The 24587-nt window shown below is 64.5% G+C and carries 26 protein-coding genes; 13 read left to right on the forward strand and 13 right to left on the reverse strand.

What is annotated here, in order from left to right; translation table 11 throughout:
• Positions 1-22 precede the first annotated feature (22 nt).
• The 6 genes from H3221_RS05470 to purE all read right to left on the reverse strand — a co-directional run bounded on the left by H3221_RS05470 (position 23) and on the right by purE (position 3972).
• A complete protein-coding gene (locus H3221_RS05470; RefSeq protein WP_196474288.1) occupies positions 23-502 on the reverse strand; it encodes an FAD/FMN-containing dehydrogenase in 480 nt (159 codons plus the stop codon).
• 10 nt (positions 503-512) lie between these two features.
• Positions 513-1049 (reverse strand): DUF3299 domain-containing protein, encoded by a 537-nt coding sequence (locus tag H3221_RS05475; RefSeq protein WP_196474287.1) that lies wholly within the window; start codon positions 1047-1049, stop codon positions 513-515.
• 64 nt (positions 1050-1113) lie between these two features.
• Positions 1114-1359, reverse strand: a complete 246-nt coding sequence (locus H3221_RS05480; RefSeq protein WP_074859846.1) for a GlsB/YeaQ/YmgE family stress response membrane protein — start codon at positions 1357-1359, stop codon at positions 1114-1116.
• Positions 1360-1425: 66 nt separating this feature from the next.
• Positions 1426-2190 carry a substrate-binding periplasmic protein gene (locus H3221_RS05485; RefSeq protein WP_196474286.1) on the reverse strand — a complete coding sequence of 255 codons (765 nt, stop codon included), beginning with the start codon at positions 2188-2190 and terminating at the stop codon, positions 1426-1428.
• Positions 2191-2246: 56 nt separating this feature from the next.
• Positions 2247-3332: a 5-(carboxyamino)imidazole ribonucleotide synthase gene (locus tag H3221_RS05490; protein WP_196474285.1), complete on the reverse strand. Its 1086-nt coding sequence runs from the start codon at positions 3330-3332 to the stop codon at positions 2247-2249.
• 148 nt (positions 3333-3480) lie between these two features.
• Positions 3481-3972 carry a 5-(carboxyamino)imidazole ribonucleotide mutase gene (gene purE / locus H3221_RS05495; protein ID WP_003242109.1) on the reverse strand — a complete coding sequence of 164 codons (492 nt, stop codon included), beginning with the start codon at positions 3970-3972 and terminating at the stop codon, positions 3481-3483.
• A gap of 276 nt (positions 3973-4248) precedes the next feature.
• Between purE and adhP the strand changes: the two genes are divergently transcribed.
• The 3 genes from adhP (at position 4249) to H3221_RS05510 (ending at position 7258) form a co-directional block, all read left to right on the forward strand.
• On the forward strand, positions 4249-5271 hold the full coding sequence (gene adhP, locus H3221_RS05500) for an alcohol dehydrogenase AdhP (RefSeq protein ID WP_196474284.1): 1023 nt from the start codon (positions 4249-4251) through the stop codon (positions 5269-5271).
• 118 nt (positions 5272-5389) lie between these two features.
• A complete protein-coding gene (locus tag H3221_RS05505; protein WP_196474283.1) occupies positions 5390-6184 on the forward strand; it encodes a hypothetical protein in 795 nt (264 codons plus the stop codon).
• A gap of 81 nt (positions 6185-6265) precedes the next feature.
• Positions 6266-7258 carry an AraC family transcriptional regulator gene (locus H3221_RS05510; RefSeq protein ID WP_196474282.1) on the forward strand — a complete coding sequence of 331 codons (993 nt, stop codon included), beginning with the start codon at positions 6266-6268 and terminating at the stop codon, positions 7256-7258.
• Positions 7259-7354: 96 nt separating this feature from the next.
• On the opposite strand, the gene H3221_RS05515 is transcribed toward H3221_RS05510, so the two are convergent.
• Genes H3221_RS05515 through H3221_RS05530 form a run of 4 tightly spaced genes read right to left on the reverse strand, consistent with a single transcriptional unit; the run spans position 7355 to position 11582 of the window.
• Positions 7355-9391, reverse strand: a complete 2037-nt coding sequence (locus H3221_RS05515) for an LTA synthase family protein (RefSeq protein WP_196474281.1) — start codon at positions 9389-9391, stop codon at positions 7355-7357.
• The gene (locus tag H3221_RS05520) at positions 9388-9987 is read right to left on the reverse strand and encodes a hypothetical protein (protein WP_196474280.1); all 600 of its coding nucleotides are present in this window, start codon (positions 9985-9987) and stop codon (positions 9388-9390) included. The genes H3221_RS05515 and H3221_RS05520 overlap by 4 nt, the downstream gene beginning before the upstream one ends.
• Entirely contained in the window at positions 9980-11257 is a 1278-nt protein-coding gene (locus tag H3221_RS05525) for a sialidase family protein (RefSeq protein WP_196474279.1), read from the reverse strand. The genes H3221_RS05520 and H3221_RS05525 overlap by 8 nt, the downstream gene beginning before the upstream one ends.
• 10 nt (positions 11258-11267) lie before the next feature.
• Entirely contained in the window at positions 11268-11582 is a 315-nt protein-coding gene (locus tag H3221_RS05530; RefSeq protein WP_224490501.1) for a PepSY domain-containing protein, read from the reverse strand.
• A gap of 308 nt (positions 11583-11890) precedes the next feature.
• Here H3221_RS05530 and H3221_RS05535 point away from each other — a divergent pair, with 308 nt between their 5' ends.
• Both H3221_RS05535 and H3221_RS05540 read left to right on the forward strand, forming a co-directional pair.
• A complete protein-coding gene (locus H3221_RS05535; RefSeq protein ID WP_196474278.1) occupies positions 11891-12919 on the forward strand; it encodes a histone deacetylase family protein in 1029 nt (342 codons plus the stop codon).
• Positions 12920-12968: 49 nt separating this feature from the next.
• The gene (locus H3221_RS05540; protein ID WP_196474277.1) at positions 12969-14063 is read left to right on the forward strand and encodes a polyamine ABC transporter substrate-binding protein; all 1095 of its coding nucleotides are present in this window, start codon (positions 12969-12971) and stop codon (positions 14061-14063) included.
• A gap of 238 nt (positions 14064-14301) precedes the next feature.
• Here H3221_RS05540 and H3221_RS05545 read toward each other — a convergent pair whose 3' ends face one another.
• Positions 14302-15207: a LysR substrate-binding domain-containing protein gene (locus H3221_RS05545; RefSeq protein WP_196474276.1), complete on the reverse strand. Its 906-nt coding sequence runs from the start codon at positions 15205-15207 to the stop codon at positions 14302-14304.
• 334 nt (positions 15208-15541) lie between these two features.
• Between H3221_RS05545 and aspA the strand changes: the two genes are divergently transcribed.
• Together aspA and H3221_RS25575 are read left to right on the forward strand one after the other, a co-directional pair.
• Positions 15542-16966, forward strand: coding sequence for an aspartate ammonia-lyase (aspA, locus tag H3221_RS05550; RefSeq protein WP_196474275.1), 1425 nt, complete (start codon positions 15542-15544; stop codon positions 16964-16966).
• A gap of 13 nt (positions 16967-16979) precedes the next feature.
• Entirely contained in the window at positions 16980-17108 is a 129-nt protein-coding gene (locus H3221_RS25575) for a hypothetical protein (RefSeq protein WP_256667064.1), read from the forward strand.
• A gap of 122 nt (positions 17109-17230) precedes the next feature.
• Here the strand turns inward: H3221_RS25575 and pdxR are convergent, their stop codons facing one another.
• Positions 17231-18697, reverse strand: coding sequence for a MocR-like pyridoxine biosynthesis transcription factor PdxR (pdxR, locus tag H3221_RS05555; protein WP_196474274.1), 1467 nt, complete (start codon positions 18695-18697; stop codon positions 17231-17233).
• A 97-nt stretch (positions 18698-18794) separates the two neighbouring features.
• On the opposite strand from pdxR, the gene H3221_RS05560 reads away from it, so the two are divergent.
• From H3221_RS05560 to H3221_RS05570, 3 genes are read left to right on the forward strand one after another with little or no spacing between them, the layout of a single operon-like run.
• On the forward strand, positions 18795-19427 hold the full coding sequence (locus tag H3221_RS05560) for an FMN-binding negative transcriptional regulator (protein ID WP_196474273.1): 633 nt from the start codon (positions 18795-18797) through the stop codon (positions 19425-19427).
• Positions 19428-19446: 19 nt separating this feature from the next.
• Entirely contained in the window at positions 19447-19887 is a 441-nt protein-coding gene (locus H3221_RS05565; protein WP_196474272.1) for a GNAT family N-acetyltransferase, read from the forward strand.
• On the forward strand, positions 19887-20558 hold the full coding sequence (locus H3221_RS05570; protein WP_196474271.1) for a GNAT family N-acetyltransferase: 672 nt from the start codon (positions 19887-19889) through the stop codon (positions 20556-20558). The genes H3221_RS05565 and H3221_RS05570 overlap by 1 nt, the downstream gene beginning before the upstream one ends.
• A gap of 4 nt (positions 20559-20562) precedes the next feature.
• On the opposite strand, the gene H3221_RS05575 is transcribed toward H3221_RS05570, so the two are convergent.
• The gene (locus H3221_RS05575) at positions 20563-21381 is read right to left on the reverse strand and encodes a helix-turn-helix domain-containing protein (RefSeq protein WP_196474270.1); all 819 of its coding nucleotides are present in this window, start codon (positions 21379-21381) and stop codon (positions 20563-20565) included.
• 159 nt (positions 21382-21540) lie between these two features.
• On the opposite strand from H3221_RS05575, the gene H3221_RS05580 reads away from it, so the two are divergent.
• The 3 genes from H3221_RS05580 to H3221_RS05590 all read left to right on the forward strand — a co-directional run bounded on the left by H3221_RS05580 (position 21541) and on the right by H3221_RS05590 (position 24569).
• On the forward strand, positions 21541-22980 hold the full coding sequence (locus tag H3221_RS05580) for an alanine/glycine:cation symporter family protein (protein ID WP_196474269.1): 1440 nt from the start codon (positions 21541-21543) through the stop codon (positions 22978-22980).
• Positions 22981-23108: 128 nt separating this feature from the next.
• Complete coding sequence (locus H3221_RS05585) at positions 23109-24098, forward strand: asparaginase (RefSeq protein WP_196474268.1); 990 nt, start codon at positions 23109-23111, stop codon at positions 24096-24098.
• A gap of 27 nt (positions 24099-24125) precedes the next feature.
• A complete protein-coding gene (locus H3221_RS05590; protein ID WP_196474267.1) occupies positions 24126-24569 on the forward strand; it encodes a GNAT family N-acetyltransferase in 444 nt (147 codons plus the stop codon).
• The last annotated feature ends 18 nt before the right edge of the window (positions 24570-24587 follow it).

The following is a 24587-nucleotide window of genomic DNA, read 5'->3' on the forward strand; positions in this document are numbered from 1 at the left end:
CATTTAGCGGCCTGCTGGTTCTTCACTGACTGTCAGTGCTTGCTTGTGCCTCCAGGGCTTTTCGCAGATCGTCAGCGCGGCTGAAAACCTGCTGCGAGACGATCTGCAGACCATCGAGCTGCAGCCACAGCACTTCGCCCTCACCGGCCGGATAACGCGGGGCGATGCGCGCATCGCGGTCGAGGAGAATGCGGTAGCTGTAGTCGCGCATCTTCGGCAGGGCGAAGAGGCTGGCGATGATGCCGGGCATGCGGCTGATATCGGCGAGGAAGACCGCTTGGCGCTGTTCCAGATAGCCCCTGGGTTTGCCGTCCAGGGCGGCGTTGACCACTTTGGCGCCGTCCATGTCGCGCGCCACCAGCAGGACGCGGGCCTGATCGTTGAGGGTGTAGGGTGCGTCATGCTGATCCAGCAGCGTCCAGGGCGCCAGGCGCTCGCCAGGCTCCAGAGCCAGCGCAGTGGTGGACAGCAGGCCCAGCAACAGGAACGTGATGATTTTCATGTGCGGCGGCTCAATAAAGGTCTTCGTCAGTTACCAGGCGGACTTCGCCCGCTTCCATGGCATAGGCGGCGTCGGCCAGGTCGTTGCTGACCTGCTCCACCTTGAGCTCGCCGCTGACCCACAGTGGGGCGTAGATATCCTCGAGCGGGATGCCCCTGGGATAGCGCACCAGCACCAGCTGATTGGGCGGCGGTGGCGGTACATGGATGCAGGCGCCCGGGTAGGGCACCAGAAAGAACAGCGTGCTGTTGCCTTTCTCGTCGTTCTCGAGCGGCACCGGGTAACCCCCCAGGCGGATGGCCTTGCCGTCGAGTGCGGCGACGGTTTTGGTGGAGTACATGACCGCAGGCAGGTCCTTGTCCTGCTGACGCAGGCCGCCTTCGCCGTAGAAGGTGCTGTCGCCTTCAGGGCTGTCGTGACTGATGTCGGGCATTTCCTCGAGGGCCTTGCGGTCTTCGGGGGGCATCAGGTCGAGCCAGTCGGTTTCCGGCAGTTCGGCGTGGGCCAGGCCGGTAAATAAAAACAGGGCGAGCAGCAGGTGGCGCATGGGGTATGGCATCTCGTGGCGGCGTGAACCAGGAGCCGACAGGTCGGCTCCTGACCGGGGCCTTTCAGCCCTTCTTGATCGCACCGTAGATTACCAGCAGAACGATGGCGCCGATCACTGCGCCGATAAAACCGGCGGCCTGTCCGGCTTCGTAGATACCCAGTGCCTGGCCGCCATAAGTCGCGGCTATGGAGCCGCCGATACCGAGCAGGATGGTCATGATCCAGCCCATGCTGTCATCGCCGGGTTTGAGAAAACGTGCGATCAACCCGACGATCAGGCCGATGAAGAGGGTGCCGATAATGCCCATTGGCGTGTCTCCTTGATGTGTGCCGCTCGTGCGGCAGGCTGGTCATGGGACAAGCCAATGTGGCTATCAGTTCGCCTGGCCTGGTGGCAGAACGCCATAGCGACGGTAGATCAGGGCCACTTCGCCCTCCTCACGCATGCGCTCGAGCTCAGCGCCCAGGCGGTCGTAGAGTGCGCGCCGGTCGCTCTGGTAGCGTTTCAGCGATGCGCCGAAATGGTTGCCCAGTACCTGCCGGTGTGTGTAGTTCGCGTAGCTGTAGTCGCGAAAGTTAATCGCCTGGAATTGCGCTTCCATCGGTACGGCGTCGAGGATCGCGATGGTGTCCAGGCGCCCGGCGCGGAACATCGCGGCCAACTGCGCGTCGTCGCTGGCATAGGCACGATCGAGCAGGTCATCGCTGTCGAAGGGCTCGAAATAGGCAGTACCGCGTTTGACGCCCACGGACAGATCGTACAGATCCTCGTAGCGGCTCGGTGTGGCTTCTTCCCCCGGGCGCACAACGAAGCGAACGTTCAGTTGCTGATTGCCGATGCTGGGCAGGAAATGGATGTACTCGAGCCGCTGTTGAGTGAGCAATACGCGCGGCACCAGGTCGACTCGCCCGGAGCGAAGGTCGTCGAGGCTGCGCAGGAAGGGGGCTTCACGCCATAGCAGATCTATCCCGACGCGGTGTGCGGCCGTTTCCAGCACGCTGATCAAGGGGCCGCTGGGCAGCCCGTCGACCGCACGCATTTCCGGCGGCCGTTCGCGAAAGTCGACGCGCAGCACCTCTTCCGCGCCAATGCAGGTCAATGCGAAGAGCAGAGGCAGTAAGGAAAGAAGATGTTTCATGGAGGGGGCTCTTGAACGACCGCCGTCGTTCAAGAGTCTAGCTGCGAATCGGCCGGTCAGCCTTCGGCGATCAACGCCTGAACGTCGGTGATACGCGCGTCCAGGCTGGCGCGGTCGGCACACCGCAGGGTGGCGTGACCGACCTTGCGCCCGGCCTTGAAGGCCTTGCCGTAATGGTGCAGGTGGCAGTCGGCAACGCTGATCACCTTGTCCACCGGCGGCACCGAACCGATGAAGTTGAGCATGGCGCTTTCGCCCAGCTTGGCGGTGGAGCCCAGCGGCAGGCCGGCGACGGCGCGCAGGTGGTTTTCGAACTGGCTGCACTCGGCACCTTCGATCGTCCAGTGCCCGGAGTTGTGCACGCGCGGGGCGATCTCGTTGGCCTTGAGACCGCCGTCCACCTCGAAGAACTCGAAGGCCAGCACGCCGACGTAATCGAGCTTGTCCAGCACGCGGCCAACATAGTCCTCGGCCAGTGCCTGCAGCGGGTGATCGGTACTGGCGACGGACAGGGCTAGGATGCCGCTGTCGTGGGTGTTGTGCACCAGCGGGTAGAAGCGCGTTTCGCCGTCGCGGGCGCGCACGGCGATCAGCGATACCTCGCCGGTGAAGGGTACGAAGCCTTCGAGGATGCACGGCACGCTGCCCAGTTCGGCGAAGGCGCCGCTGACGTCTTCGGGCTTGCGCAACACCTTCTGGCCCTTGCCGTCGTAGCCCAGGGTGCGGGTCTTCATCACCGCCGGCAGGCCGATGCTGGCCACGGCGGCGTCGAGGTCAGCCTGCGACTGGATATCGGCGAACTCTGGGGTGGGAATGCCCAGCTCACGGAACATGGACTTCTCGAACCAGCGGTCGCGGGCGATGCGCAGGGCTTGCGCGCTCGGGTAAACCGGCACGAACTGCGAGAGGAAGGCCACGGTCTCGGCTGGCACGCTCTCGAACTCGAAGGTGACCAGGTCGACCTCGTCGGCCAACTGGCGCAGGTGGTCCTGATCGCCGTAGTCGGCACGGATATGCTCGCCGAGCGCCTGGGCGCAGGCGTCCGGCGCGGGGTCGAGGAAAGCGAAGTTCATGCCCAGCGGGGTGCCCGCCAGGGCCATCATGCGGCCCAGCTGGCCGCCACCGATCACACCTATTTTCATAACAAAGCCCCTTTATCAGCAGGTGGCGAGACCAAGCAGTTGAACGCTGCCCGCAGCGCAGGAAGCGGAGTTTACGCCGGTAAATGAGCATTCCGAGCAGCGGACAGCGTTCAAATGCACCGTGTCGCAGCCCCTGATGGAATAGGCTTCAGGCCTCGCGCGGGTCCGGATTGCTCAGCACGGTATCGGTCTGTTCCTGGCGGAACTGCTTCAGCGCCGCATGGAACTGCGGATGCTGGTGACCGAGGATGCTGGCGGCCAGCAGGGCGGCGTTGACCGCGCCGGCCTTGCCGATGGCCAGGGTGGCGACTGGAATGCCGGCCGGCATCTGCACGATCGACAGCAGTGAGTCGACGCCCGAGAGCATGGACGACTGCACCGGTACGCCAAGCACTGGCAGGTGGGTCTTGGCCGCGCACATGCCCGGCAGGTGAGCGGCGCCACCGGCACCGGCGATGATCACCTGAATGCCGCGTGCTTCTGCCTCTTCGGCGTACTGGAACAGCAGATCCGGGGTGCGGTGGGCAGAGACCACCTTGACCTCGTGGGGGATGCCCAGCTTGTCCAGCATCTCGGCGGTGTGGCTAAGGGTGGACCAATCGGACTTGGAGCCCATGATCACGCCAACCAGTGCGCTCATCAAAGTGCCTCTTCTCTCGGGCGCCTCGCGGCGCGTCAAAAACCAACAAGCCACGCGGGCGGGCCAGCGTGGCTTGTCATGATTCGTTGGCCGGGTGCTGCCGGCCGAAGGCCGCGCAGTATAACGCAAAGCCACTGCTGTCGGGCAGTGGTGATGACCGTTTGTCATGCAGGCTGCGGCATAGGAGGAAAACCGCCTAAACCTTGCTCTGGGGCAATGCCGGGGTGGGCTGCGCGCGCACACTGGTCAGACACTCGCATGCAAGAGGAACCGCGCATGAACCAGACCATGAAAGCCGCCGTCGTCCACGCTTTCGGTGAGCCGCTGCGTATCGAGGAGGTGAAAACCCCGCTGCCCGGCCCCGGGCAGATTCTGGTGAAGATCGAGGCCTCCGGCGTCTGTCACACCGACTTGCATGCGGCCGAGGGCGACTGGCCGGTGAAACCGAGCCTGCCGTTCATTCCCGGCCACGAGGGTGTGGGGTATGTGGCGGCGGTCGGCAGCGGCGTGACCCGGGTGAAGGAGGGTGACCGCGTCGGCGTGCCCTGGCTATACACCGCCTGCGGCTGCTGCGAGCACTGCCTGACCGGCTGGGAAACCCTGTGCGAGAGCCAGCAGAACACCGGTTATTCGATCAATGGTGGCTACGCCGAATACGTGCTGGCTGACCCGAACTATGTCGGTATCCTGCCTAAAAATGTCGACTTCCTCGAGATTGCGCCGATCCTTTGCGCTGGCGTGACGGTTTACAAGGGCCTCAAGGAAACCAGGGCACGTCCCGGCCAGTGGGTGGCAGTTTCCGGCATCGGCGGCCTGGGCCACGTTGCCGTGCAATACGCCCGCGCCATGGGCCTGCACGTCATTGCGGTGGACGTCGATGACGCCAAGCTGGAGCTGGCACGCAAGCTCGGCGCCAGCCTGACCATCAACGCGCGCAAGGAGAATCCTGCCGAGGTGGTGCAGCGTGATATCGGCGGCGCTCACGGCGTGCTGGTCACGGCGGTATCCAATGCCGCTTTCGGCCAGGCCATCGGCATGGCACGCCGACATGGCACTGTGGCGCTGGTTGGCCTGCCGCCGGGTGATTTCCCCACGCCCATCTTCGATGTGGTGCTCAAGGCCATCACGATCACCGGCTCCATTGTCGGTACTCGCGCCGATCTGCAGGAAGCGTTGGATTTCGCCGGCGAGGGTTTGGTCAAGGCCACGGTGCACAGCGACAAGCTCGACAACATCAATGCGATCTTCGATCAGATGCGCGGTGGGCAGATCGAGGGGCGGGTGGTGCTGCAGTTCTGATTCGGGAAAGGTCACGGATTGGCAACTTTCCTACAGAACGGACGCGGACGGGCGCACAGATCGCCGCCAGGCGGCAGGCTATACTGTGCACTCTTCATCCGAACAAGGACGTGTCGTCATGAAACAGTACGTTTCGCTCGTTGCTCTCTCCCTGCTCTCCCTTCAAGCCGCTGCGCTGGATCTGGCCAAGCATCCGCAGGTCTTTGATGCCGGCCAGGGCGTCAGCCTGGCGCTGGCCCCTTCTGCCGACGGCAAGCAGGCGCTGGTGCAGGTCCGCGGCATCAACCACCCGCTCGACGAAGTGGTGTTCCTCACCGACGTCCGCGAGCTGGGTAACGAGCAGCGCGACTATGGCATCCGTCTCGATGGTCGCGACTACAACCTGCTGAACAAGCGCCGCGCCTGGAGCGGCGAGAGCTACCAGCTCAACCTGCCGAACACCCCAGGGTTCGAGCTCAGCTACAACGAGGACAAGACCAAGGCGCTGAAGCCGAAGGACCTCCTGGCGATGTACCAGAGGCAGGAGAAGGATGGGCTGCAGGTGCGCCTCGCCGCCTTCGACCGCGAGCAGCGTGTTGCCGATTACAGCGCTCGCCTGCAGGAGATCGACGGTGAGGCCTCCGAGGCCTGCGCCACCCCACTGAGCACCCAGGTGGACTGGAGCGCGACGTCCGATGAGCAACTGATGAGTCTCAGCGTGCCGAGCTTCTGCGGTGAAGTGGTCAACCAGATGGCCTACCTGTGTGGCAAGGATGAGCGCTACAAGGCTGAGGCCAAGACGCTCAAGGGTGTCGACTGTCGCTTCGGCGAGCGCATGAAGTTGCGCGAGCAGGACGGCCAACTGCAGTTCACCACCCTCAAGGACGAACCGAATCAGGGCGACTTCATCAACGCGATTCTGCGTAATCGCTGATCCTTCCCGGCGGGCTGCGGCCCGCCGTCTCGCGGCATATTTCTTGCGTTCCTTTGCGTAATCACGCATACGGAACGCATCATGCTGCACGCCCCACTGACCACCCTGCATGTGGTTTCCCTGATCCTGCAACGCTTCGCCGAGCAGCCCGAGTTACGCCCGCACTTGCTGGCCGGGAGCGGCATTGGTGCGGCTGACCTGGACAATGCCGATGTCCGCATCACCCGGGTGCAGGAGCTGCAGGTCTGCGCCAATGCCCTGGCCCTGCGTGCTGATCTGGGGCTCGACCTGGGGCGCAGCCTGCATGTTTCCTCCTATGGGCTGCTTGGTTACGCTGCGCTGTCGGCTGCCACCTTTGGTGACGCCTGGCGCCTGTTGCTGCAATATCCGGCGCTACTCGGCACCTATTTTCGCCTCGACATTGAGGTAGAAGGCGAGCTGGCCTGGATCTGCGCCAGCGGTTACCGCGATGCCGAGGCGCTGGAAGTGTTCAATGTGGAGATGTGCCTGGCTTCGCTGAAACTGATCGGTGACGAACTGCTGCGCCAGCCGCTGCCACTGGAGGGCGCCGAGTTCACCTATGCCCAGCCGCGCTACGTGAACCACTATGTACACAGCTTTCCCTGCCCGCTGCGTTTCGAGGCCCAGCGCAACGCCTTCGCCTTTCCCGCCGCGTTGCTGGAGCGCCGTCTTCCGCTGGCCGATAGCGTCACCCACGGCGACATGGTGGAACGCTGCCGCCGCCTGAATGCCGAGTTCAGCAGCCGCCAGGCCTGGCTGGAGCGAGTACGCCAGTTGCTCGCCGCGCAGTTGGCCGAGCCGCCGGGGCTGGAGAACCTGGCGCAGCAGATGCATTGCTCGCCGCGTACCCTGCGCCGTCACTTGCAGGAACTGGGCACCAGCTACCAGGGCTTGCTCGACGAGCTGCGCTTCGAGCGCGCCAAGGCGCTGCTCAGCGAGGAGCAATGGCCGATGTACCGCATCGCCGAGGTGCTCGGCTTCAGCGAGACCGCCAGCTTCCGCCATGCCTTCCAGCGCTGGAGCGGCGTGCCGCCGAGTCGCTTTCGCGCGTAGCCCGGATGTAATTCGGGCTACCAGGTTGGTGCGCATGGCGCCCCCTACGAGTCGGTGCAGCGCGCTTTTGTAGGGTGCGCCGTGCGCACCGAATCTTCAGTCCTCCGTCTGCACGTTGCGGTACATCTGCAGCCGCGCTGCTTCATGCAAGCCACGGCTCAGCGCCAGCAGGCGCTGGAACTCTTCCGGGTGACGCTCGGCGACGTTGTCGCGCGGCGTTGGCGAGAGCAGGTCGTGCAAGGTCGGCGAGCTGCCGTCGTGCTGCATCTGCACGAGAAAATCGCGCGTCACCGCGCCAATCACCGGGAAGGTGCCTTCTTGCAGCACCAGCGGCACCACGCGTTCACCTTCCGGCGCCGGTCGCTGCAGGTCGCGGCCCAGGCCGCCGTTATCGAAGGGCACACCGACCAGTCCGGCCACCGTCGGCAACAGGTCGGCCAGGCCCACAGCCTCGTCGAACTCACGCGGTGTCAGCCATTTCGGTGCGTGGATCAGCAGCGGCACGTTGTTGCTCTCCAGCCCCAGTTGCTCGAAGGCCGGCGCCATGTGCGGGATCTGGCTGATGCGGGTGTTGTGGTCGCCGAAGAAGACGAAAATGGTGTTGTCGTAGAAGCCCTGTTCCTTGGCCAACTCCATCAGGCGCCCGATGTTGAAGTCCAGCAGGCGCACCGCGTTGTATTGCTCGACGCTGCGCGAGCCTGCCTGTTGTACCTGTTCCAGCGGCAGGTCGAGGGGCTCGAAGCCGTCGTTGTCCTTGGGAATGGTGAAAGGGCGGTGGTTGCCGGAGGTCTGCAGGTAAGCGAAGAACGGTTTGTCCCTGGGCAGTGCGCCAAGGATGCGCGAACTCTCCTTGAAGAAATCCAGGTCGGAGATGCCCCACACGTCCACCTGCGGCGACTGCCAGTGGCGTTCCTCATAGAGCTGAATGCCGTCGATGCTCTGGCGGATCAGCGCGTTGATGTTGGCCCAGCCGGCGTTGCCGCCGATCATGTAAAACTTTTCGTAGCCTCGTAGCGCGTTGATCAGCGTGCGTTGACGGGCGATCAGCGGGTTGCGCGTCGCCGTCTCCTGGCGCGATACATCGGGGATGCCGGTGATACTCGCCCACACGGTCTTGGCAGTGCCGGTGACTGGCACGTAGAAGTGACGGAAGAACCAGCTTTCCCTGGCCAGACGGTCGAGGTTCGGCGTCGGATTCAGCGGGTTGCCGTAGGCGCCCACGGCGCTGGTGCCGAGGGATTCGAGCATGACGAAAATCACGTTGGGCTGGCGTTCGGTCTGGATGCGATGCGCCTGCACTGGCTGGTGGCGAAAGAAGTTCAGCGTGTTCGGATCGCGCTCGCTGACGCCCAGATAATCGGCCACCACGTCGTAGTGCTCGCGCGTGGCCGTCTCATCGAAAGCGCTGGGTTCGAGCTTGAGGGTGTCGAAGAGAAACAGCGCCGGGTTGATCCCGAGCGCACCCACCTGACTGTTGCCACTGTAGAACGCATCACTCCAGCGCAGCGGCACCGGGTTCTCCAGGTTCAGCGCGCTGGCACGGCCGAGCAGGCCGAAGAACACCAGCACGCTGACCGCTGCCGCGCCGCCGATTGCCGGCAGCATGCCGACTCGTTGTGCGTGCGGCCGATCCAGGGTGGCGCGCTCCAGCCGCAGCAGCGCCCATGACCACAGTGCCACGCCTACCAGCCAGGCCAGGGTTATCCACAGCACCGGGTAGGTCTGCCAGAGCATGCCGGCGGAGATCTGCGCATCACCGGCAAAGCGCAGCACCGTGGCGTTGAGGCGCACGCCCAGGTAGGCGTAATGGCCGAAGTCGATAATGTAGAGCAGGCCCAGCGCGGCCACGGCCAGCAGCAGATAGCCGCGCAGCAGCCAGCGCACCACGCGAAAACGCGCCAGGCGCAGCCTGGGTAGCGCCAGCAGGATACCCACCGGCAGCATCAGCAGCAGGGCCAGGCGCAGGTCGAAGCGCAGGCCGACACCGAGGGTACGCAGCACGTCCGGTTCGCTGATGCTTTCGACAGCCGAAAAGCCCAGCAGAAACAGCCCGCGCAAGGCGGCGAAGAGCACGAACAGCAGCGCCGTGAGGCCTGCCAGGTAATGCAGGCGGCGGGATTTCAGCCAGCTCATGCGAGGTTCCTTGTACGAGTCGAAAGCCGGATCAGCATCCAGCGTCCGCCTGCCATAAGCAGCGCACCGAAGCTGTACAGAGCCAGGTAGGGGTCGATCAGGTAGTCCCAGTAGTTTTCCGAAGCGCCCAGGCGCAGGGCGAAGGCGAGGGTCGCCAGAGCCAGCGTCAGGGCGCCGAGCCAGCTGCGCTGGAGGATCAGCACCGCGCACAACAGGCCGAGCACCAACAACATGGGGCGGGGCTCGAAGCCGAGCTGGTACGGGTCGGCATAACTCAGGCCCAGCGCCGCCGGGTAGAGCAGCACGGCCAGGCCGGCGAACAGCGCCAGGCTGGCCAGGCGATCACGGGCGCCGGCGTGCGACAGGCCAAAACGGCATAGCGTCGCCCAGCCAAGCAGCACCAGGCTGGCCACCGACAGGTCGCCGATATAGGTGCGCAACTGCAGTGCCAGACTGATGCCCTGCACCGGCGCCAGGCTGAGCAGCAGGCAACCCGCCAGCAGGATGCCGCGTTGCGTCGCAGTGCGCGTCAGGCGCGCGAAGATCAGGAATGCGAGCAGGGTGAAGGCCAGATGCGACAGCCAGAAATCAGTCATGTGGTCGGCGCTCCGAGAGCCAGGCCTCGTTGAAGCTCAGGTGCTTGATGAACATGTCGTTCCACGAATAGACCAGGTGGTAAGTGCCTTCGCGGTCGCGGGTGAAATAGGGGTATTCGTAGTCGAAGGAGCAGCCCTCGGCGCTGCACATGCGCTCGCTCACCCGCTCGAGGAACTGCGCCTGCTGCTCCGACTTGCCGCCGCTGGCGCGGAATTTTTCACTGACCACGGCCGGGAATTCGTCTTGCGCAATCGGTTCACCCCAGGGGTTGGGGCTTTCGTCGAGCTCGCCGAGAGTGCGCCAGTTGGCCAGTTTGGCGTCGGTGGCATAAAGGGTCAGGCGAAAGCGCCCATCTTCGAGGTCGTTCATCGCCACCAGCAAGCTGCCGTCCGGGCGGCCGACCGCCGCCAGGGACGAGTTGGGGTTGCTCGGCTCGACCGGCTGCGGATGGCTCCAGCTACGCCCGGCGTCCTCGCTGTAGCTGGCCAGCACGCGGTGATGTTCCTCGCCGGCATAGCGCAAAAGGGCCACGGCGCGACGTTCGTCCAGCGCCACCACGGTCGGTTGCAGGGAATTTCGCCCCTTGCCGATGCGGTACTTGCCCAGCACTTCGCCTTTCGCGCTCAAGTGCAGGTACTCGGGAAACTTGCCGAGGAACTCGTGATACACCGGCAGGCCGATGCTGCCGTCGGCGTGGAACACCGGCGCGGCACGCACCAGCGTGCTGATATTGAGAAAGGGGCTGGTGATCAGTTGCCGGGGCGCCGACCAGGTTTCGCCAAGGTCGTCGGAAACCATGGCGTTGACCGCGCTGCCAGCCCAACCGCCGAGCGACACCGAGACGTAGAACAGCCAAAGGCGATTGTCCGGGGCCAGGCTGATCACCGGATTGCCCAGCTTGCGGATGTGCTTGCCGACCGCGCGCTGGGTCGACTCGCGGCTGGCCAGCACACGCTCGGTGCTCCACTGGCCGCTGGCGGCATCGAAGCGCGCGGCGCGAATCTGTACGTCGGCGGCGCCTTCGCGAGTACCGGCGAACCAGGCTGCCATCAGATCGCCGCCTGGCAGGCCGGTGATCGAGGCGGAATGGACGAAATCCTCCAGATCGGAGGAGGCGAAGTGCGCGGCTCTGGCCGGTGGCGCATCGGCCGACGTCGGTGGCTGGCTGGCGAAGGGCGCCAGTGCGTGCGGGGCAGCGCCGAACCAGGCGCAGGCGAACACCGTGGCAGCGCCCAGCAGCAGTGTGCAGGTCTTGAGGGTCGAGGTCATGTTCGGTGGTTCAGGGGTGTCTGGGTGAAGTCGGGTGCGAACTGGCGACTTCTTCTACCGGGCGGGCATCGACCGGGTCGTAGTAGATCTCCAGCTTGCGGCCGTCACGGTCGAAGCCATAGATCTCGTAGCAATTGCCGGGGGTGATGCGGAACTTGGTGATCTGCACGCCCTGGCGCTTCATCTGCTCGCGGAACTGCGACTCGGGCATCCAGGCGCTGCGGTCTTGCCGAGCACAGTCGGTATCAGCGAGTGCGGCGCTGGATAGTGCAAGCAGTGCGAGCATCGTCAGGGCGCGAACGGGGCGGCGGGCCGGTGTCGACATGCTCGGCATCCTTTGGCGTGGCTGATGGTTCGGGGCTTGGCCCCAGGCAGGTTGCCACCATCGGCCGCCAGGCTTAAGGAAAGCTTAAGCATCACGGGTTGTTACATTTGTCCGCCGTGGGTGGTGGGGAGATTCATGGCCAGCCCTCCCTGGCGGCGACCCGGCGGGCAGTGTCGCTGTGCGCTGTTAAAAACCCGCTCTCGTCCATTTTTGGCCATTTCGATCCCCTTTTGGCCGTTGCCAGCGTTCTCGATTCGCTGCCAGCGGGCGAACAATGCAGGCACAACAACGAGCCTGGAGCGCTTTGCATGCTCACCTACTACAGCGACGACCACCACCTGCACCACGGCAGATGCGAGCTGATCGACGGGCAACTGATGCCCTGCTTCGAGAAGCCGCAACGCGCCGACCACATCCTCGCGCGCGTCAGGCAGCGCCAGCTCGGCGAAGTCCGCGCGCCCAAGGATTTCGGCCTGGCGCCCATCGAGCGCATCCACAGCAAGGCCTACCTGGAATTCTTCAAGGGCGCCTGGACGCGCTGGCAGGAGCAGGGCGGCAAGGGCGACCTGCTGCCGTTCACCTGGCCGGCACGCACCCTGCGCCGGATGATTCCCAACGACCTGCACGGCCAGCTCGGTTACTACAGTTTCGATGGCGGCGCGCCGATCACCGCCGGCACCTGGCAGGCCGCCTACAGCGCTGCGCAGGTTGCGCTGAGCGGGCAGGCCGAGATTGCCAGCGGCGCCCACAGTGCCTTCGCCTTGTGCCGTCCGCCAGGCCACCACGCCGCTGGCGACGTGATGGGCGGCTACTGCTACCTGAACAACGCCGCCATCGCCGCCCAGGCCTTCATCGATCAGGGTTGCAAGAAAGTCGCCATCCTCGATGTCGACTACCATCACGGCAACGGTACCCAGGACATCTTCTATCAGCGCAGCGACGTGCTGTTCGCCTCCATCCACGGCGACCCGGCCGAGGAATTCCCGTTCTTCCTCGGTTATGCCGACGAACTGGGCGAAGGGGCTGGTGAGGGCTGCAACTTCAATTACCCGTTGCCGATGGGCAGCTCCTGGGACACCTGGAACGCTGCGCTGGAGCAGGCCTGCCAGCGCATCGCCGACTACGGCGCCGACGTGCTGGTGGTGTCGCTGGGCGTGGACACCTACATGGAAGATCCGATTTCGCAGTTCAAGCTCGATAGCCCGGATTACCTGGCGATGGGCCGGCGCATCGCCGCGCTCGGCTTGCCGACGCTGTTCATCATGGAAGGCGGCTACGCGGTGGAGGCCATCGGCGTCAACGCAGTCAACGTGCTGGAAGGCTTCGAGGGCGCCTGATCGGCGATCAATCTGCCAAACAAGAGCAACATTTCAGGGGTGAGAAACGATGACAGCCATCAAACAGATGCTCGGCGCCGCCCTGTGCGGCGCCACCCTGCTCAGCGGCGCAGTGCAGGCCAAGGAGTTGCGCGTGTACAACTGGGCCGACTACATCCTCCCGGAGGTGCCCAAGGACTTCCAGAAGGAGTCCGGCATCCAGATCACCTGGGACACCTTCGAGACCAACGAGGCGCTGGAGGCCAAGCTGCTCACTGGCAACTCCGGCTATGACCTGGTGATCCCGTCCAACCAGTTCCTCGAGACCCAGATCAAGGCCGGCGTATTCGCTCCGCTGGACAAGTCCAAGCTGCCCAACTGGAAGAATCTCGACCCGGTACTGCTCGGCCTGCTGGAGAAGAACGACCCGGGCAACCAGTACGGCGTGCCCTACATGTATGGCACCGTGCTGATCGGCTACAACCCGGACAAGGTCAAGGCTGCGCTCGGTGACGATGCGCCGGTGAACAGCTGGGATCTGGTGTTCAAACCCGAGTACATGGAGAAGCTGAAATCCTGCGGTGTGGCCATGCTCGATTCGCCCACCGAAATCATCCCCATCGCCCTGCACTACCTGGGCCTGGACCCCAACAGCGCCAACCCGGCCGACTACGACAAGGTCACTGAACTGCTGCTCAAAGTGCGCCCGTACGTGGCCTACTTCCATTCGGCCAAGTACATGACCGACATCGCCAACGGCGACATCTGCGTGGCCATCGGTTATTCGGGCAGCTTCTACCAGTTCGCCAACCGTGCCAAGGAAGCCGGCAACGGCGTGGTGATCAACTGGCGCCTGCCGAAGGAAGGCGCACCGATCTGGTTCGACACCTGGGCCATTCCCAAGAGCGCGAATAACGTCGACGAAGCCCACGCCTTCATCAACCACCTGCTCGAACCCAAGGTCATCGCGCCGATCAGCGATTTCCTGGGCTACCCCAACCCCAACGTACCGGGCATGAAGTTGGTGGGTGCGGACATCGCCGATGACCATGACCTGACCCCGACACCGGAGCTGCAGAAGTCGCTGTACGTGGTGCAGCCGCTGCCGCAGAAGATCGAGCGCGTGCGTACGCGGGCGTGGACGTCGATCAAGTCGGGTAAATGATTCGTCGCTAGAAGCTCGCGGTTGAAGCGCAATGCTGTCCAGCCGCTCCTGCAGAACGCGATGCCCGCTGTACCGATGGTGCCCACGCTCTGCGTGGGCGTCTGCGTTTGTGACGCTCTGCGTCATGTGTGGCGGCGTTGGTGGCTGTGACGGACGCAGAGCGTCCTGGGCTGCGTTTCCACGCGGAGCGTGGGAACGATCAATGAGTCGCTGCGCGCAGCGCACCCTAGCCGAAAGCTCAGCTGCCCACTTCCCCCGTCTCCAACTTGCGCCACAGCAATCGCACCGCCGCCTTGCGTACCAGGGCGCAGCGGTACAGGCGGATTTCCAGCGGGATCTGCCAGTGTTCGCCGCCGCAGATGGCCAGCTCGCCACGGCCCAGTTCCGCCGTCACCGACAGCCGCGGCACCCAGGCCACCCCCATGCCTTGTAACGCCATGCTCTTGAGGCTGTCGGCCATGGCGGTCTCGTACACCGTCGTCGAGCGCAGCGCGCGCTGGCGCAGCAGCAAGTTGACCGAGCGCCCGAGAAAGGCACCGGCGCTGTAGGCCAGCAGCGGTACGCTCTGGCCGTTGTCGAGGTCGTACAGCGGCGCGCCGGACTCGTTAACCGCGCACACCGGCAACATCGAGGTGGCACCCAGGTGCAGCGAGGGGAAAATCGCCGGGTCCATCTGCAGCGCGGCATCGGGGTCGTAGTAGGCGAGGATCAGGTCGCAGGCGCCTTCGCGCAACGAGTGCACCGCTTCGCCGACGTTGGTCGCTACCAGTCGTGTGGTCAGTGGCAGGCCTTCGCGGCGCAGGCGGGCGATCCACTCGGGGAAGAAGCCCAGGGTCAGCGAGTGAGCGGCGGCAATCGACAGCATTTCGCCCTGCTGACCTTCCAGGTTGTGCAGGTGGCGCACCACCTCGCCGAGCTGTTCGACCAGGCTGCGCGCGGTGACCAGAAACAGCCGGCCGGCTTCGGTGAGTTCGACGGGGGTGCAGGAGCGGTCAACCAGAGTCAGGCCGAGCACCGACTCAAGGCTGCGGATGCGTCGGCTGAACGCCGGCTGGGTGACGAAGCGCTTTTCCGCCGCCTGGGAAAAGCTGCGGGTGCCGGCCAGGACGACGAAATCTTCCAGCCATTTGGTTTCCAGGTTCATCGCAGGCTCCCGAGGCTTGCACGAGGCGTAGGGTGGGTGAGCGACGCAGAACGCGGTTCGGTAGACGCAGCTGCCGTGGTACGTCGCGTAACCCACCAGGCGATGGATCGTCGTTGCGCCGATGGTGGGTTACGCCGCGTCTCGAACGACGTGATGTTCGGCAATGGCAGCATGCGGCTAACCCGCCCTACGTTTGCCGCTATCCCGCAGTCACATCAACATTATGCCGATTGTGCATAGGGCAGCAAGTAACGGCATTGGTAGCGAGGCGGTCGGAACCCCTATTCTATGGGCATCGCGGCACTCGCCGTACTTCCCAAGAGCCATCGCTATCATGTCCTCTGCTGCATCTGTTCGCGTCGAAAAAGACCTGCTCGGCACCCTCGAAGTTCCTGCCGATGCCTATTACGGCATCCAGACCCTGCGCGCCGTGCAGAACTTCCGCCTATCCGGTGTGCCGCTGTCGCACTACCCGAAGCTGGTGATCGGCCTGGCCATGGTCAAGCAGGCCTCGGCAGACGCCAACCGTGAGCTGGGCCACCTCAGCGCGGCCAAGCACACGGCGATCAGCACCGCCTGCGCACGTATCATTCAGGGCGAGTTCCACGAGCAGTTCGTGGTCGACATGATCCAGGGCGGCGCGGGCACCTCGACCAACATGAATGCCAACGAGGTGATTGCCAACATCGCCCTCGAGGCCATGGGGCATGAGAAGGGCCAGTACCAGCATCTGCACCCGAACAACGACGTGAACATGGCGCAGTCGACCAACGACGCCTATCCGACCGCCATCCGCCTCGGTCTGCTGCTCGGTCACGACAGCCTGCTCGGTGCGCTGGACAAGCTGATCCAGTCGTTCGCCGCCAAGGGCCTGGAGTTCGGCCACGTGCTGAAAATGGGCCGCACCCAGCTGCAGGACGCCGTGCCGATGACCCTCGGCCAGGAATTTCGCGCGTTCGCCACCACCCTCGGCGAAGACCTGCAACACCTGAAACTGCTGGCGCCGACCCTGCTCACCGAGGTGAACCTGGGCGGTACCGCGATCGGCACCGGCATCAATGCCGACCCGAAATACCAGGCCCTGGCGGTCAAGCGCCTGGCCATCATCAGCGGCCACCCGTTGACCCCGGCTGCCGACCTCATCGAAGCCACCAGCGACATGGGCGCCTTCGTGCTGTTCTCCGGCATGCTCAAGCGCACGGCGGTCAAGTTGTCGAAGATCTGCAACGATCTGCGTCTGCTCTCCAGCGGCCCGCGTACCGGCATCAACGAGATCAACCTGCCAGCGCGTCAGCCGGGCAGTTCGATCATGCCGGGCAAGGTCAACCCGGTGATCCCCGAGGCGGTCAATCAGGTGGCCTTCGAAGTGATCGGCAATGACCTGGCGCTGACCATGGCAGCCGAGGGCGGCCAGTTGCAGCTGAACGTGATGGAGCCGCTGATCGCCTACAAGATCTTCGACTCGATCCGCCTGCTCACTCGCGCCATGGATATGCTGCGCGAGCTGTGCATCGACGGCATCACCGCCAACGAGGCGCGCTGCCGTGAGCTGATGGAAAACTCCATTGGCCTGATCACCGCGCTGAACCCCTATATCGGCTACGAGAACGCCACCCGCATCGCCAAGGTCGCTCTGGAGAGCGGGCGTGGTGTGCTGGAGTTGGTGCGCGAGGAACAACTGCTGGACGAAGCCACGCTGGCCGACATCCTGCGCCCTGAGAACATGATCGCCCCGCGTCTCGTGCCCTTGCAGCCCTGAGTGGAGAACCATCATGCAGCCTACAACGACGCCTAACGTCAGGTTCCTGTTCCGTACGGTGCATCCGCCACGGCGCTTCTGGCCGGGCCTGGGTGGTTTCTACACCGGGGCGAGCCAGGTGCAAGCCCGCCCGCGCAGCTGACAACCTGTTCATAGGAGGCCTTCACCAGCCTCAACCTTCAGGGATGGCTTTGGCCATCCCTTTTTTTGCCTGCCATTCAATTGGGGGTAGGGTGCGCCGTGCGCACCGTCTGTTGGCCTGGGTTACAGCTTCCACGCCCGGCGCAGCGTCTGCACCGCTTCGACGATCTGCGCCTCCGGCACTGCAGCAAAACCCAGCACCAGCCCGGTGCGGGCGTCCTCGGCCGTCTCGCTGCCTGGCAGCCAGTAATCGCTCAGAGGGTTCATCTCGATGCCGGTTGCGCGCGCAGCGCCGATCAGCTCGCGTTCACGCGTTAGGCTCTCGACCTTGATGCACAGGTGCAGGCCGGCTTCCACGGCCGGTAAAGAAGAGCACCCGGGAATTGCCTGCGGCCAGGCTTCGATCAGGGCGTCGCGTCGGCTGCGCGCAGCCTGACGCATGCGCCGCACATGGCGCTGGAAGTGCCCGGCAGCGATGAACTCGGCCATCACCGCCTGGGTGCCGACCTCCAAATGGCGCATCTCCAGCGCCTGGCGCCTCGCGAAACTCTCGGCCAGCGCGGGCGGCAGTAGTAGATAGCCCAGGCGCAGTGCCGGAAAGGCGAGCTTGCCGAAGGTGCCGACGTAGATCACCCGCTGCTGCTCGTCCAGCGCTGCCAGTGGCGCGAGCGGCGTGCCGCTGTAGCGGTACTCGCCGTCGTAGTCGTCCTCGATGATCCAGCCGTTCACGCGCTTGGCCCACTCCAGCAATGCCAGGCGTCGCGGCAGCGACAGGGTGACGCCGGTGGGGTACTGGTGCGCGGGTGTGACATAGGTCAGGCGGCAATCATTCAGGCGCTGCAGGGCGGCGACGTCCAGGCCTTCGCCGTCCACCGAAACGCCGCACAGCTGCGCGCCGGCCATGGCAAAGGCATGGCCCGCCGCGCGGTAGCCGGGGTTTTCAATGGCCACACGGTCGCCCGGTTGAATCAACAGTTGAGCGCAGAGGCTGATGGCCTGCTGCGAGCCGCAGGTGATCAATACCTGGCGTGCCTCGCAGGTCAGGCCGCGACTGTTGCGCAGGTAGGCGGCGATCAGCTCGCGCAACTGCATGTCACCGGCCGGGTCGCCATAACCCAGCCGTGCCGGCGAGGGTTTGCGCCAGAAGCGTGCCTGCAGGCGTGCCCAGGTCTCGAAGGGGAAAAGATCGAAGGCCGGTATGCCGATGCGAAAGGCGCGCGGTGCGCCCTCGGTGGGCATCGCCAGGTGATGGTTCTGTAACAGCTGCAATGCCGGGCTGGCGGTTGTTGGGGTGACGGCTGCTACTGCGGCAGGGCGACTGCGCGTCAGCTCGGCGACATAGGTGCCATCGCCAACCCGCCCGGCTACGTATCCTTCGGCATACAGCTGGTCCAGCGCGCGGGTCACGGTATTGCGCGAGATGCCGAGCAGCGCGGCCAGCTCACGGCTGGCAGGCAAGCGTGTGCCACCGGCCAGGCGACCGTCGAGGATGCGCTCGCGCAAGGCCTGGTAGAGCTGGCGCGCCAGGCCCTGGCCGGGCTGCAGATGAATGCCGGAAAGATCGAATGGCAAGGCGGACGAGCGATTCATGATCAGCGGATTGGCTCTATCAAAGTTATGAGGAATGGATCTTACGTCAGGCCAATATCCTGCCTAGCATGGCCCCATCACGCCAGGAGAAAACGTCATGTACTGCCCCGCCGCCTTCCGCCAGGACGACCTTGCCACCTTGCATGCACAGATCCAGGCCAGTGGCCTGGCCATTGTGACGAGTAATGGAGAGCAGGGCCTGCAGGCCAGTCACCTGCCGCTGCTGCTTGAGCCTGGTGAGGGCGAGTTCGGTACCCTCTATGGCCACTTCGCCCGGGCCAATTCCCACTGGCGTGACCTGGCCAGCGGCGCCGAGGCACTGGTGGTGTTCAGCAGCGCTGACGCCTATGTGCATCCTGGCTGGTACCCGGCCAAGGCCGAGCACGGCAAGGTGGTGCCGACCTGGAACTACATCGCCGTGCATGCCTGGGGCCAGGCCGAGGTGTTCGATGAGCCCGAGCGCTTGTTGCAACTGGTCAGCCGCCTCAGCGACCGCCACGAACAGGGGCGCCCACAGCCCTGGGCGGTCAGCGATGCGCCGCGCGACTACATCGACGCCATGTTGCGCGCCATTGTCGGTTTTGCCCTGCCGATTCGCAGGCTAGAGGGCAAGTGGAAGCTCAGCCAGAACCGTTCCGAGGCAGACCAGGCTGGTGTACGTGCTGGCCTGACGACGTCAACCGCGCCGCGTGACCATGAGCTGGCGGCGCAGATGAATCCAACCGACTGACCATCAAAGGAATGCCCACATGCTCGACATTCGCCCTGCCACCGCTGCCGATCACGCCGCCTGGCTGCCGCTCTGGCAGGCTTACCAGCGCTTCTACCAGGCCGAGATTCCAGCCGAGACCAGCGCCCTCACCTGGCAGCGCTTTCTCGACCCGGCCGAGCCGATGCACGCCGCCCTGGCCTGGCTGGACGGCGAGGCAGTCGGTTTGGTGCACTTCATCTATCACCGCAGTTGCTGGACGCGTGGTGACTACTGCTACCTACAGGATCTGTTCGTCGCCGAGCACATTCGCGGTGGCGGCATCGGCCGCGCGCTGATCGAGCATGTCTACGCCGATGCTCGTGCCGCCGGTGCCAGCCGCGTGCACTGGCTGACCCAGGAAAACAACTATCAGGGGCGTATGCTCTACGACCGAATCGGCGACCGTTCCGGCTTCATCCAGTACAGGAAGCTTTTCTGATGACGCGTGATCTCGCTCACTGGCAACCCTGTCCAACACCGGACCAGCACACACTGCAGGGCCGCTTCGTGCGTCTCGAGGCGCTGAGTATCGGGCGTCATGGCGATGATCTGTGGCACGCGTTGCAGGGCCCGGACCCGGCGCTTTGGGATTATCTACCCTACGGCCCCTTCATCGAGCGTGGCGCCTTCGATACCTGGCTGGTCGGCAATGCGCAGAGCCGTGATCCGCTGTTCTATGCAGTGGTCGACCTGGCCGGCGGACGCGCTCTGGGGCTGTTCAGCTACCTGCGTATCACCGCGCAGGACGGCAGCATCGAGATCGGTCACGTGGCCTTCGGTGCGCCGATGCAGCGCACGCCAGGAGCGACCGAAGCGGTCTATCTGCTGGCGCGACACGCCTTCGACGACCTCGGCTATCGCCGCCTCGAATGGAAGTGCGACGCGGCCAATGCCCGCTCGCTGCGCGCCGCCGAGCGCTTCGGCTTCACCTATGAGGGCCTGTTTCGTCAACACAGGGTAATCAAGGGCAGGAATCGCGACACGGCGTGGTTCTCCATCATCGATGGAGAATGGCCGGCATGCCGCGAGGCATTCGAGCGCTGGCTGGCTGTGGACAACTTCGATGAGGCAGCGCGGCAGAAGCAGCGCCTGGAGGCGCTGCGGGGGTAACGCCCTACTCCATCTCGAACAGCCCGTCACGTAGCTGCGCGCCGCCCAGGCGCTGGCGGATGTCGTCGTCGATGCGTGGGTCGTCGGGGGCGTAGAGCATCAACTGGCGATAGGCATTGACCCGGTTGATCTCGTTACCCAGGTACTGCCAGACCACGCGGGTGCAGGCCGGTGTGCGGCGGTCGCCGCTGGAGACTCCGGTTTTGATGCCGTTGAGGCGGATGATGCGGCTCTTGAAGCTGGGGATCAGGATGGTCTGGCTCATCTCGTTACCGGTGAGCGACTCGTAGTCCACCAGAAACAGGCGGTCCTGCAGGAAGAACGCCGTGCCCAGGTAGCGACAGCGTACCCAGTCCTCGCTACCGCCGCGTGTGGGTTCCTGGCGCTCCTGGCGTTCCTGGCGCTCGAACAGGTAGTTGCCGCGCTCCTCGCGCAAGTGCACGAGAGACAGCAGCACTTGCCCTGGCACCGACATGCAGTTGGAGTACTCGAAGTAGTAGCCGCAGTAGCGCTCCATCGGGCTGGCCTGACGGCGCAGTGGGGCGAACAGGTCCAGCAGTGGGTCGCTGCCATTTTGCTGCTGCGCATCGCCGCTGCGTGCGCCGATCAGGCGGGTGAACTGCTCGGCCGGCATGGCCAGTTCGAAGGGTTCGACGCCGAAGAAATCGCAGATGCGCTTGAGGTTGTGCGTGGTCGGCCGGCTTTGCCCTGCCAGGTAGCGGTTGAACTGCGCGCGGTTGATCGACAGCTTGCGGCACACCTCGGCAATCGAGCGGTAATGGCTGCAAAGCAATTTCAGATTGCTGCCGAGGGAATCGGACATATGGCCGCTCCAGCTGATGCGAATGACGCGATTCTAGCATCAACTCGCATCAGGTCGCCGCGACCTGCGAAATTGTCCCGCGCGGCGCCTTCACCAAAGATTGCGCCACCCGCCAGGCGCGGCGCATTCCCATTCAGAACAACAAGAGAGAAAGCCTCCATGCTCGATCTTCTCAATGACCTCATCTGGAGCAAGCTGCTGATCGTGATGCTGATCGGTCTCGGCCTGTTCTTCACCATCGCCTCACGCTTCGTCCAGTTCCGCTACTTCGGCAGCATGTTCCGCATTTTCAGCGAGGCCTTCCAGCGTCAGCCGGGCCAGCTCAGCTCGTTCCAGGCCCTGATGCTGTCGGTTGCCGGCCGCGTGGGTGCCGGTAACATCGCCGGCGTATCGGTGGCGATCATGCTCGGCGGTCCGGGCGCCATCTTCTGGATGTGGATCGTGGCCCTGGTCGGCATGGCCACCAGCTACTTCGAGTGCTCGCTGGCGCAACTGTACAAGCGTCGCGAGGCCGATGGCGGCTACCGCGGTGGTCCGGCCTTCTACATCCAGCACGGCCTTGGCCAGCGCTGGCTGGGTATCGTCGTGTCGATCCTGCTGCTGGTGACCTTCGGCTTCGGCTTCAACGCCGTGCAGTCCTTCACCGTCGCCAGCTCGCTGCACGACACCTTCGGTGTTCCGACCCTGGCCAGCGGCATCGCCCTGACCGTGGTGATCGGTCTGATCATCTTCGGTGGCATCAAGCGCATCGCCAAGTTCGCCGACGTGCTGGTGCCGGTCATGGCGTTCTCCTATCTGGGCATGGCGCTGCTGGTGATCGGTCTGAACATCAGCGAAGTTCCAGCCACCTTCGCCCTGATCTTCAAGAGCGCCTTCGGCCTCGAGCCGGCCTTCGCCGGTGGCATCGGCGCGGCCATCATCATGGGCGTCAAGCGCGGCCTGTTCTCCAACGAAGCTGGTCTGGGCAGTGCGCCGAACGTGGCGGCGGTAGCCGAGGTCAAGCACCCGGCTGCACAGGGCATCGTGCAGTCGCTCAGCGTGTTCATCGACACCCTGATCCTGTGCAGCTGCACGGCGCTGATCATCCTGCTGTCCGGCGTGTATCAGCCGGGCATGGAGCAGGCCGGTGTGGTGTTGACCCAGAGTGCCGTCGCAGCCGTGGTCGGTGAGTGGGGCCGGGTGTTCGTCAGTCTGGCGCTGCTGCTGTTCGTCTTCACCACGCTGATCTACAACTACTACCTGGGTGAGAATGCCCTGGGCTTCTTCAGCCAGAAGCGCGGCCCGGTGATGATCTACCGTGTGCTGGTGGTCGGCCTGGTGCTGTGGGGCTCGGTACAGGATCTGGGCACTGTGTTCGCGTTCGCCGACGTGACCATGGGCCTGCTGGCGATCTGCAACCTCATCGCCCTGGCGCTGCTGTTCAAGGTGGGCTTGCGCCTGATGCGCGACTACGATAGCCAGATCAAGGCGGGTGTCGAATCGCCGGTGCTCGACGCCAAGCAGTTCGCTGACCTGGATCTCGACCCTGCCGTCTGGGGCAGTCAGCCAGGTAATGCCGCCGATCAGGCGGAAATCGGTGATCGCGTCTACCAGCGTTGATCTGACTCAGATGGAAGAAGGGGGCGACGCCCCCTTTTTCTTGCCTGCCACCTTTGGCAGCCATTGTTCGGGCAGTCGTGAGCGACGTAGCGAATGTCGCGCAGGCCCGCGATTTGTGAGGAGAGCCCATGGCGACCCCGGAAAAACTCCTGGTGCTGTACACAGGCGGCACCATCGGCATGCAGATGAGCGCAGACGGCCTGGCGCCGGCCTCGGGTTTCGAGGCGCGCATGCGCACGCAACAAACCAGCGAGAACAGCAGCGAGCTGCCGCAATGGACCTTTCGCGAGCTGCTGCCGCTGATCGACAGTGCCAACATGAACACCGGCCACTGGCTGGCGTTGCGCGACGAAATCGTCACAGCGGTGCAGACCGACGGCCACGACGCCGTGCTGGTGCTGCACGGCACCGATACCCTGGCCTACAGCGCCGCAGCGCTGAGTTTCCTGCTGCTGGGTCTCGATGCGCCAGTGGTGCTGACCGGCGCCATGCAGCCGGCCGGTGTGGCCGGTGGCGATGCCTGGCCCAATCTGTTCGGTGCCATGCGCGCCTTGTATCGCGGCGTGAAGCCGGGCGTGCACCTGTACTTCAACGACCAACTGCTGCATGGCGCGCGTTGCTCGAAGTTGCGCAGCGACACCTTCGACGCCTTCCAGGTGCTGCCGCGTCAGCGTCAGGCAGAGCGTGCCATGGTCGATGCGCGGATCGACTTCCGCCGGCCGCGCCAGCCGGTCAATCTTGCCGTGCTGCCGCTGCATCCGGCGGTGCAGGCAGGGCATCTGCACGCGCTGCTGGCCAGCGGCGTGCAGGGTCTGCTGCTGGAGTGCTATGGCAGCGGTACCGGCCCGGCCGGCGACGCGCAATTAATGAGCGTGCTGCGTGAGGCGCACCAGCGCGGCGTGGTGCTGGCGGCAATCAGCCAGTGCCCGCAGGGCCATGTGCAGTTCGGTGTGTATGCGGCCGGCAGCCGTCTGGCCGAGGTCGGTCTGGTGTCCTGTGGCGGCATGACCCGCGAAGCCGCACTGGGCAAGCTGTTCGCCTTGCTCGGCGCGGGGTTGCCACAAGCCGAGGTCGAGCACTGGCTGGCGCGCGATCTCTGTGGTGAGATGAGCGACTGATCCACCTGCCCTAACAGAGGAAGGACGATGAGTATCGACATTCGCCCTGTAGTCGCTGCCGATCACGAAGCCTGGTTGCCCTTGTGGCAGGGCTACCAGCGCTTCTACATGACCGAGATTCCAGCCGACACCAGCGCGGTTACCTGGCAGCGTTTTCTCGACCCCGCCGAGTCCATGGGCGCTGCCCTGGCCTGGCAGGGTGACCAGGCCATTGGCCTGGTGCACTGGGTCACTCACCGCTCGACCTGGACCAATGGCGACTATTGCTACCTGCAGGACCTGTTCGTCGCCAAGGGTCAGCGCAGTGGCGGCGTCGGTCGTCAGCTGATCCAGCATGTTTTTGAGCAGGCGCGTGCTGCCGGCTGTTCACGGGTGCACTGGCTGACTCACGAGAGCAACAGCCAGGCCAAGCTGTTGTACGAGCGCATTGGTGAGCGCTCGGGATTCGTGCAGTACCGCAAGCTGTTGTAGGGTGCGCTGCGCGCACCT

The organism is Pseudomonas chaetocerotis (assembly GCF_015712105.2).
Taxonomy (GTDB): Bacteria; Pseudomonadota; Gammaproteobacteria; order Pseudomonadales; family Pseudomonadaceae; genus Aquipseudomonas; species Aquipseudomonas chaetocerotis.

What these genes read in the sequence shown, in the direction of transcription:
- purE (WP_003242109.1), bottom strand. Translation starts at nt 3,972, where the DNA reads ATGAGCGCACTGGTTGGCGTGATCATGGGCTCCAAGTCCGATTGGTCC.
- H3221_RS05540 (WP_196474277.1), top strand. Translation starts at nt 12,969, where the DNA reads ATGACAGCCATCAAACAGATGCTCGGCGCCGCCCTGTGCGGCGCCACC.
- H3221_RS25575 (WP_256667064.1), top strand. Translation starts at nt 16,980, where the DNA reads ATGCAGCCTACAACGACGCCTAACGTCAGGTTCCTGTTCCGTACGGTG.
- H3221_RS05530 (WP_224490501.1), bottom strand. Translation starts at nt 11,582, where the DNA reads ATGTCGACACCGGCCCGCCGCCCCGTTCGCGCCCTGACGATGCTCGCA.
- H3221_RS05505 (WP_196474283.1), top strand. Translation starts at nt 5,390, where the DNA reads ATGAAACAGTACGTTTCGCTCGTTGCTCTCTCCCTGCTCTCCCTTCAA.
- adhP (WP_196474284.1), top strand. Translation starts at nt 4,249, where the DNA reads ATGAACCAGACCATGAAAGCCGCCGTCGTCCACGCTTTCGGTGAGCCG.
- H3221_RS05575 (WP_196474270.1), bottom strand. Translation starts at nt 21,381, where the DNA reads ATGTCCGATTCCCTCGGCAGCAATCTGAAATTGCTTTGCAGCCATTAC.
- H3221_RS05590 (WP_196474267.1), top strand. Translation starts at nt 24,126, where the DNA reads ATGAGTATCGACATTCGCCCTGTAGTCGCTGCCGATCACGAAGCCTGG.
- H3221_RS05525 (WP_196474279.1), bottom strand. Translation starts at nt 11,257, where the DNA reads ATGACCTCGACCCTCAAGACCTGCACACTGCTGCTGGGCGCTGCCACG.
- aspA (WP_196474275.1), top strand. Translation starts at nt 15,542, where the DNA reads ATGTCCTCTGCTGCATCTGTTCGCGTCGAAAAAGACCTGCTCGGCACC.
- H3221_RS05565 (WP_196474272.1), top strand. Translation starts at nt 19,447, where the DNA reads ATGCTCGACATTCGCCCTGCCACCGCTGCCGATCACGCCGCCTGGCTG.
- H3221_RS05470 (WP_196474288.1), bottom strand. Translation starts at nt 502, where the DNA reads ATGAAAATCATCACGTTCCTGTTGCTGGGCCTGCTGTCCACCACTGCG.
- H3221_RS05560 (WP_196474273.1), top strand. Translation starts at nt 18,795, where the DNA reads ATGTACTGCCCCGCCGCCTTCCGCCAGGACGACCTTGCCACCTTGCAT.
- H3221_RS05520 (WP_196474280.1), bottom strand. Translation starts at nt 9,987, where the DNA reads ATGACTGATTTCTGGCTGTCGCATCTGGCCTTCACCCTGCTCGCATTC.
- H3221_RS05545 (WP_196474276.1), bottom strand. Translation starts at nt 15,207, where the DNA reads ATGAACCTGGAAACCAAATGGCTGGAAGATTTCGTCGTCCTGGCCGGC.
- H3221_RS05580 (WP_196474269.1), top strand. Translation starts at nt 21,541, where the DNA reads ATGCTCGATCTTCTCAATGACCTCATCTGGAGCAAGCTGCTGATCGTG.
- H3221_RS05490 (WP_196474285.1), bottom strand. Translation starts at nt 3,332, where the DNA reads ATGAAAATAGGTGTGATCGGTGGCGGCCAGCTGGGCCGCATGATGGCC.
- H3221_RS05475 (WP_196474287.1), bottom strand. Translation starts at nt 1,049, where the DNA reads ATGCGCCACCTGCTGCTCGCCCTGTTTTTATTTACCGGCCTGGCCCAC.
- H3221_RS05485 (WP_196474286.1), bottom strand. Translation starts at nt 2,190, where the DNA reads ATGAAACATCTTCTTTCCTTACTGCCTCTGCTCTTCGCATTGACCTGC.
- pdxR (WP_196474274.1), bottom strand. Translation starts at nt 18,697, where the DNA reads ATGAATCGCTCGTCCGCCTTGCCATTCGATCTTTCCGGCATTCATCTG.
- H3221_RS05585 (WP_196474268.1), top strand. Translation starts at nt 23,109, where the DNA reads ATGGCGACCCCGGAAAAACTCCTGGTGCTGTACACAGGCGGCACCATC.
- H3221_RS05480 (WP_074859846.1), bottom strand. Translation starts at nt 1,359, where the DNA reads ATGGGCATTATCGGCACCCTCTTCATCGGCCTGATCGTCGGGTTGATC.
- H3221_RS05535 (WP_196474278.1), top strand. Translation starts at nt 11,891, where the DNA reads ATGCTCACCTACTACAGCGACGACCACCACCTGCACCACGGCAGATGC.
- H3221_RS05570 (WP_196474271.1), top strand. Translation starts at nt 19,887, where the DNA reads ATGACGCGTGATCTCGCTCACTGGCAACCCTGTCCAACACCGGACCAG.
- H3221_RS05510 (WP_196474282.1), top strand. Translation starts at nt 6,266, where the DNA reads ATGCTGCACGCCCCACTGACCACCCTGCATGTGGTTTCCCTGATCCTG.
- H3221_RS05515 (WP_196474281.1), bottom strand. Translation starts at nt 9,391, where the DNA reads ATGAGCTGGCTGAAATCCCGCCGCCTGCATTACCTGGCAGGCCTCACG.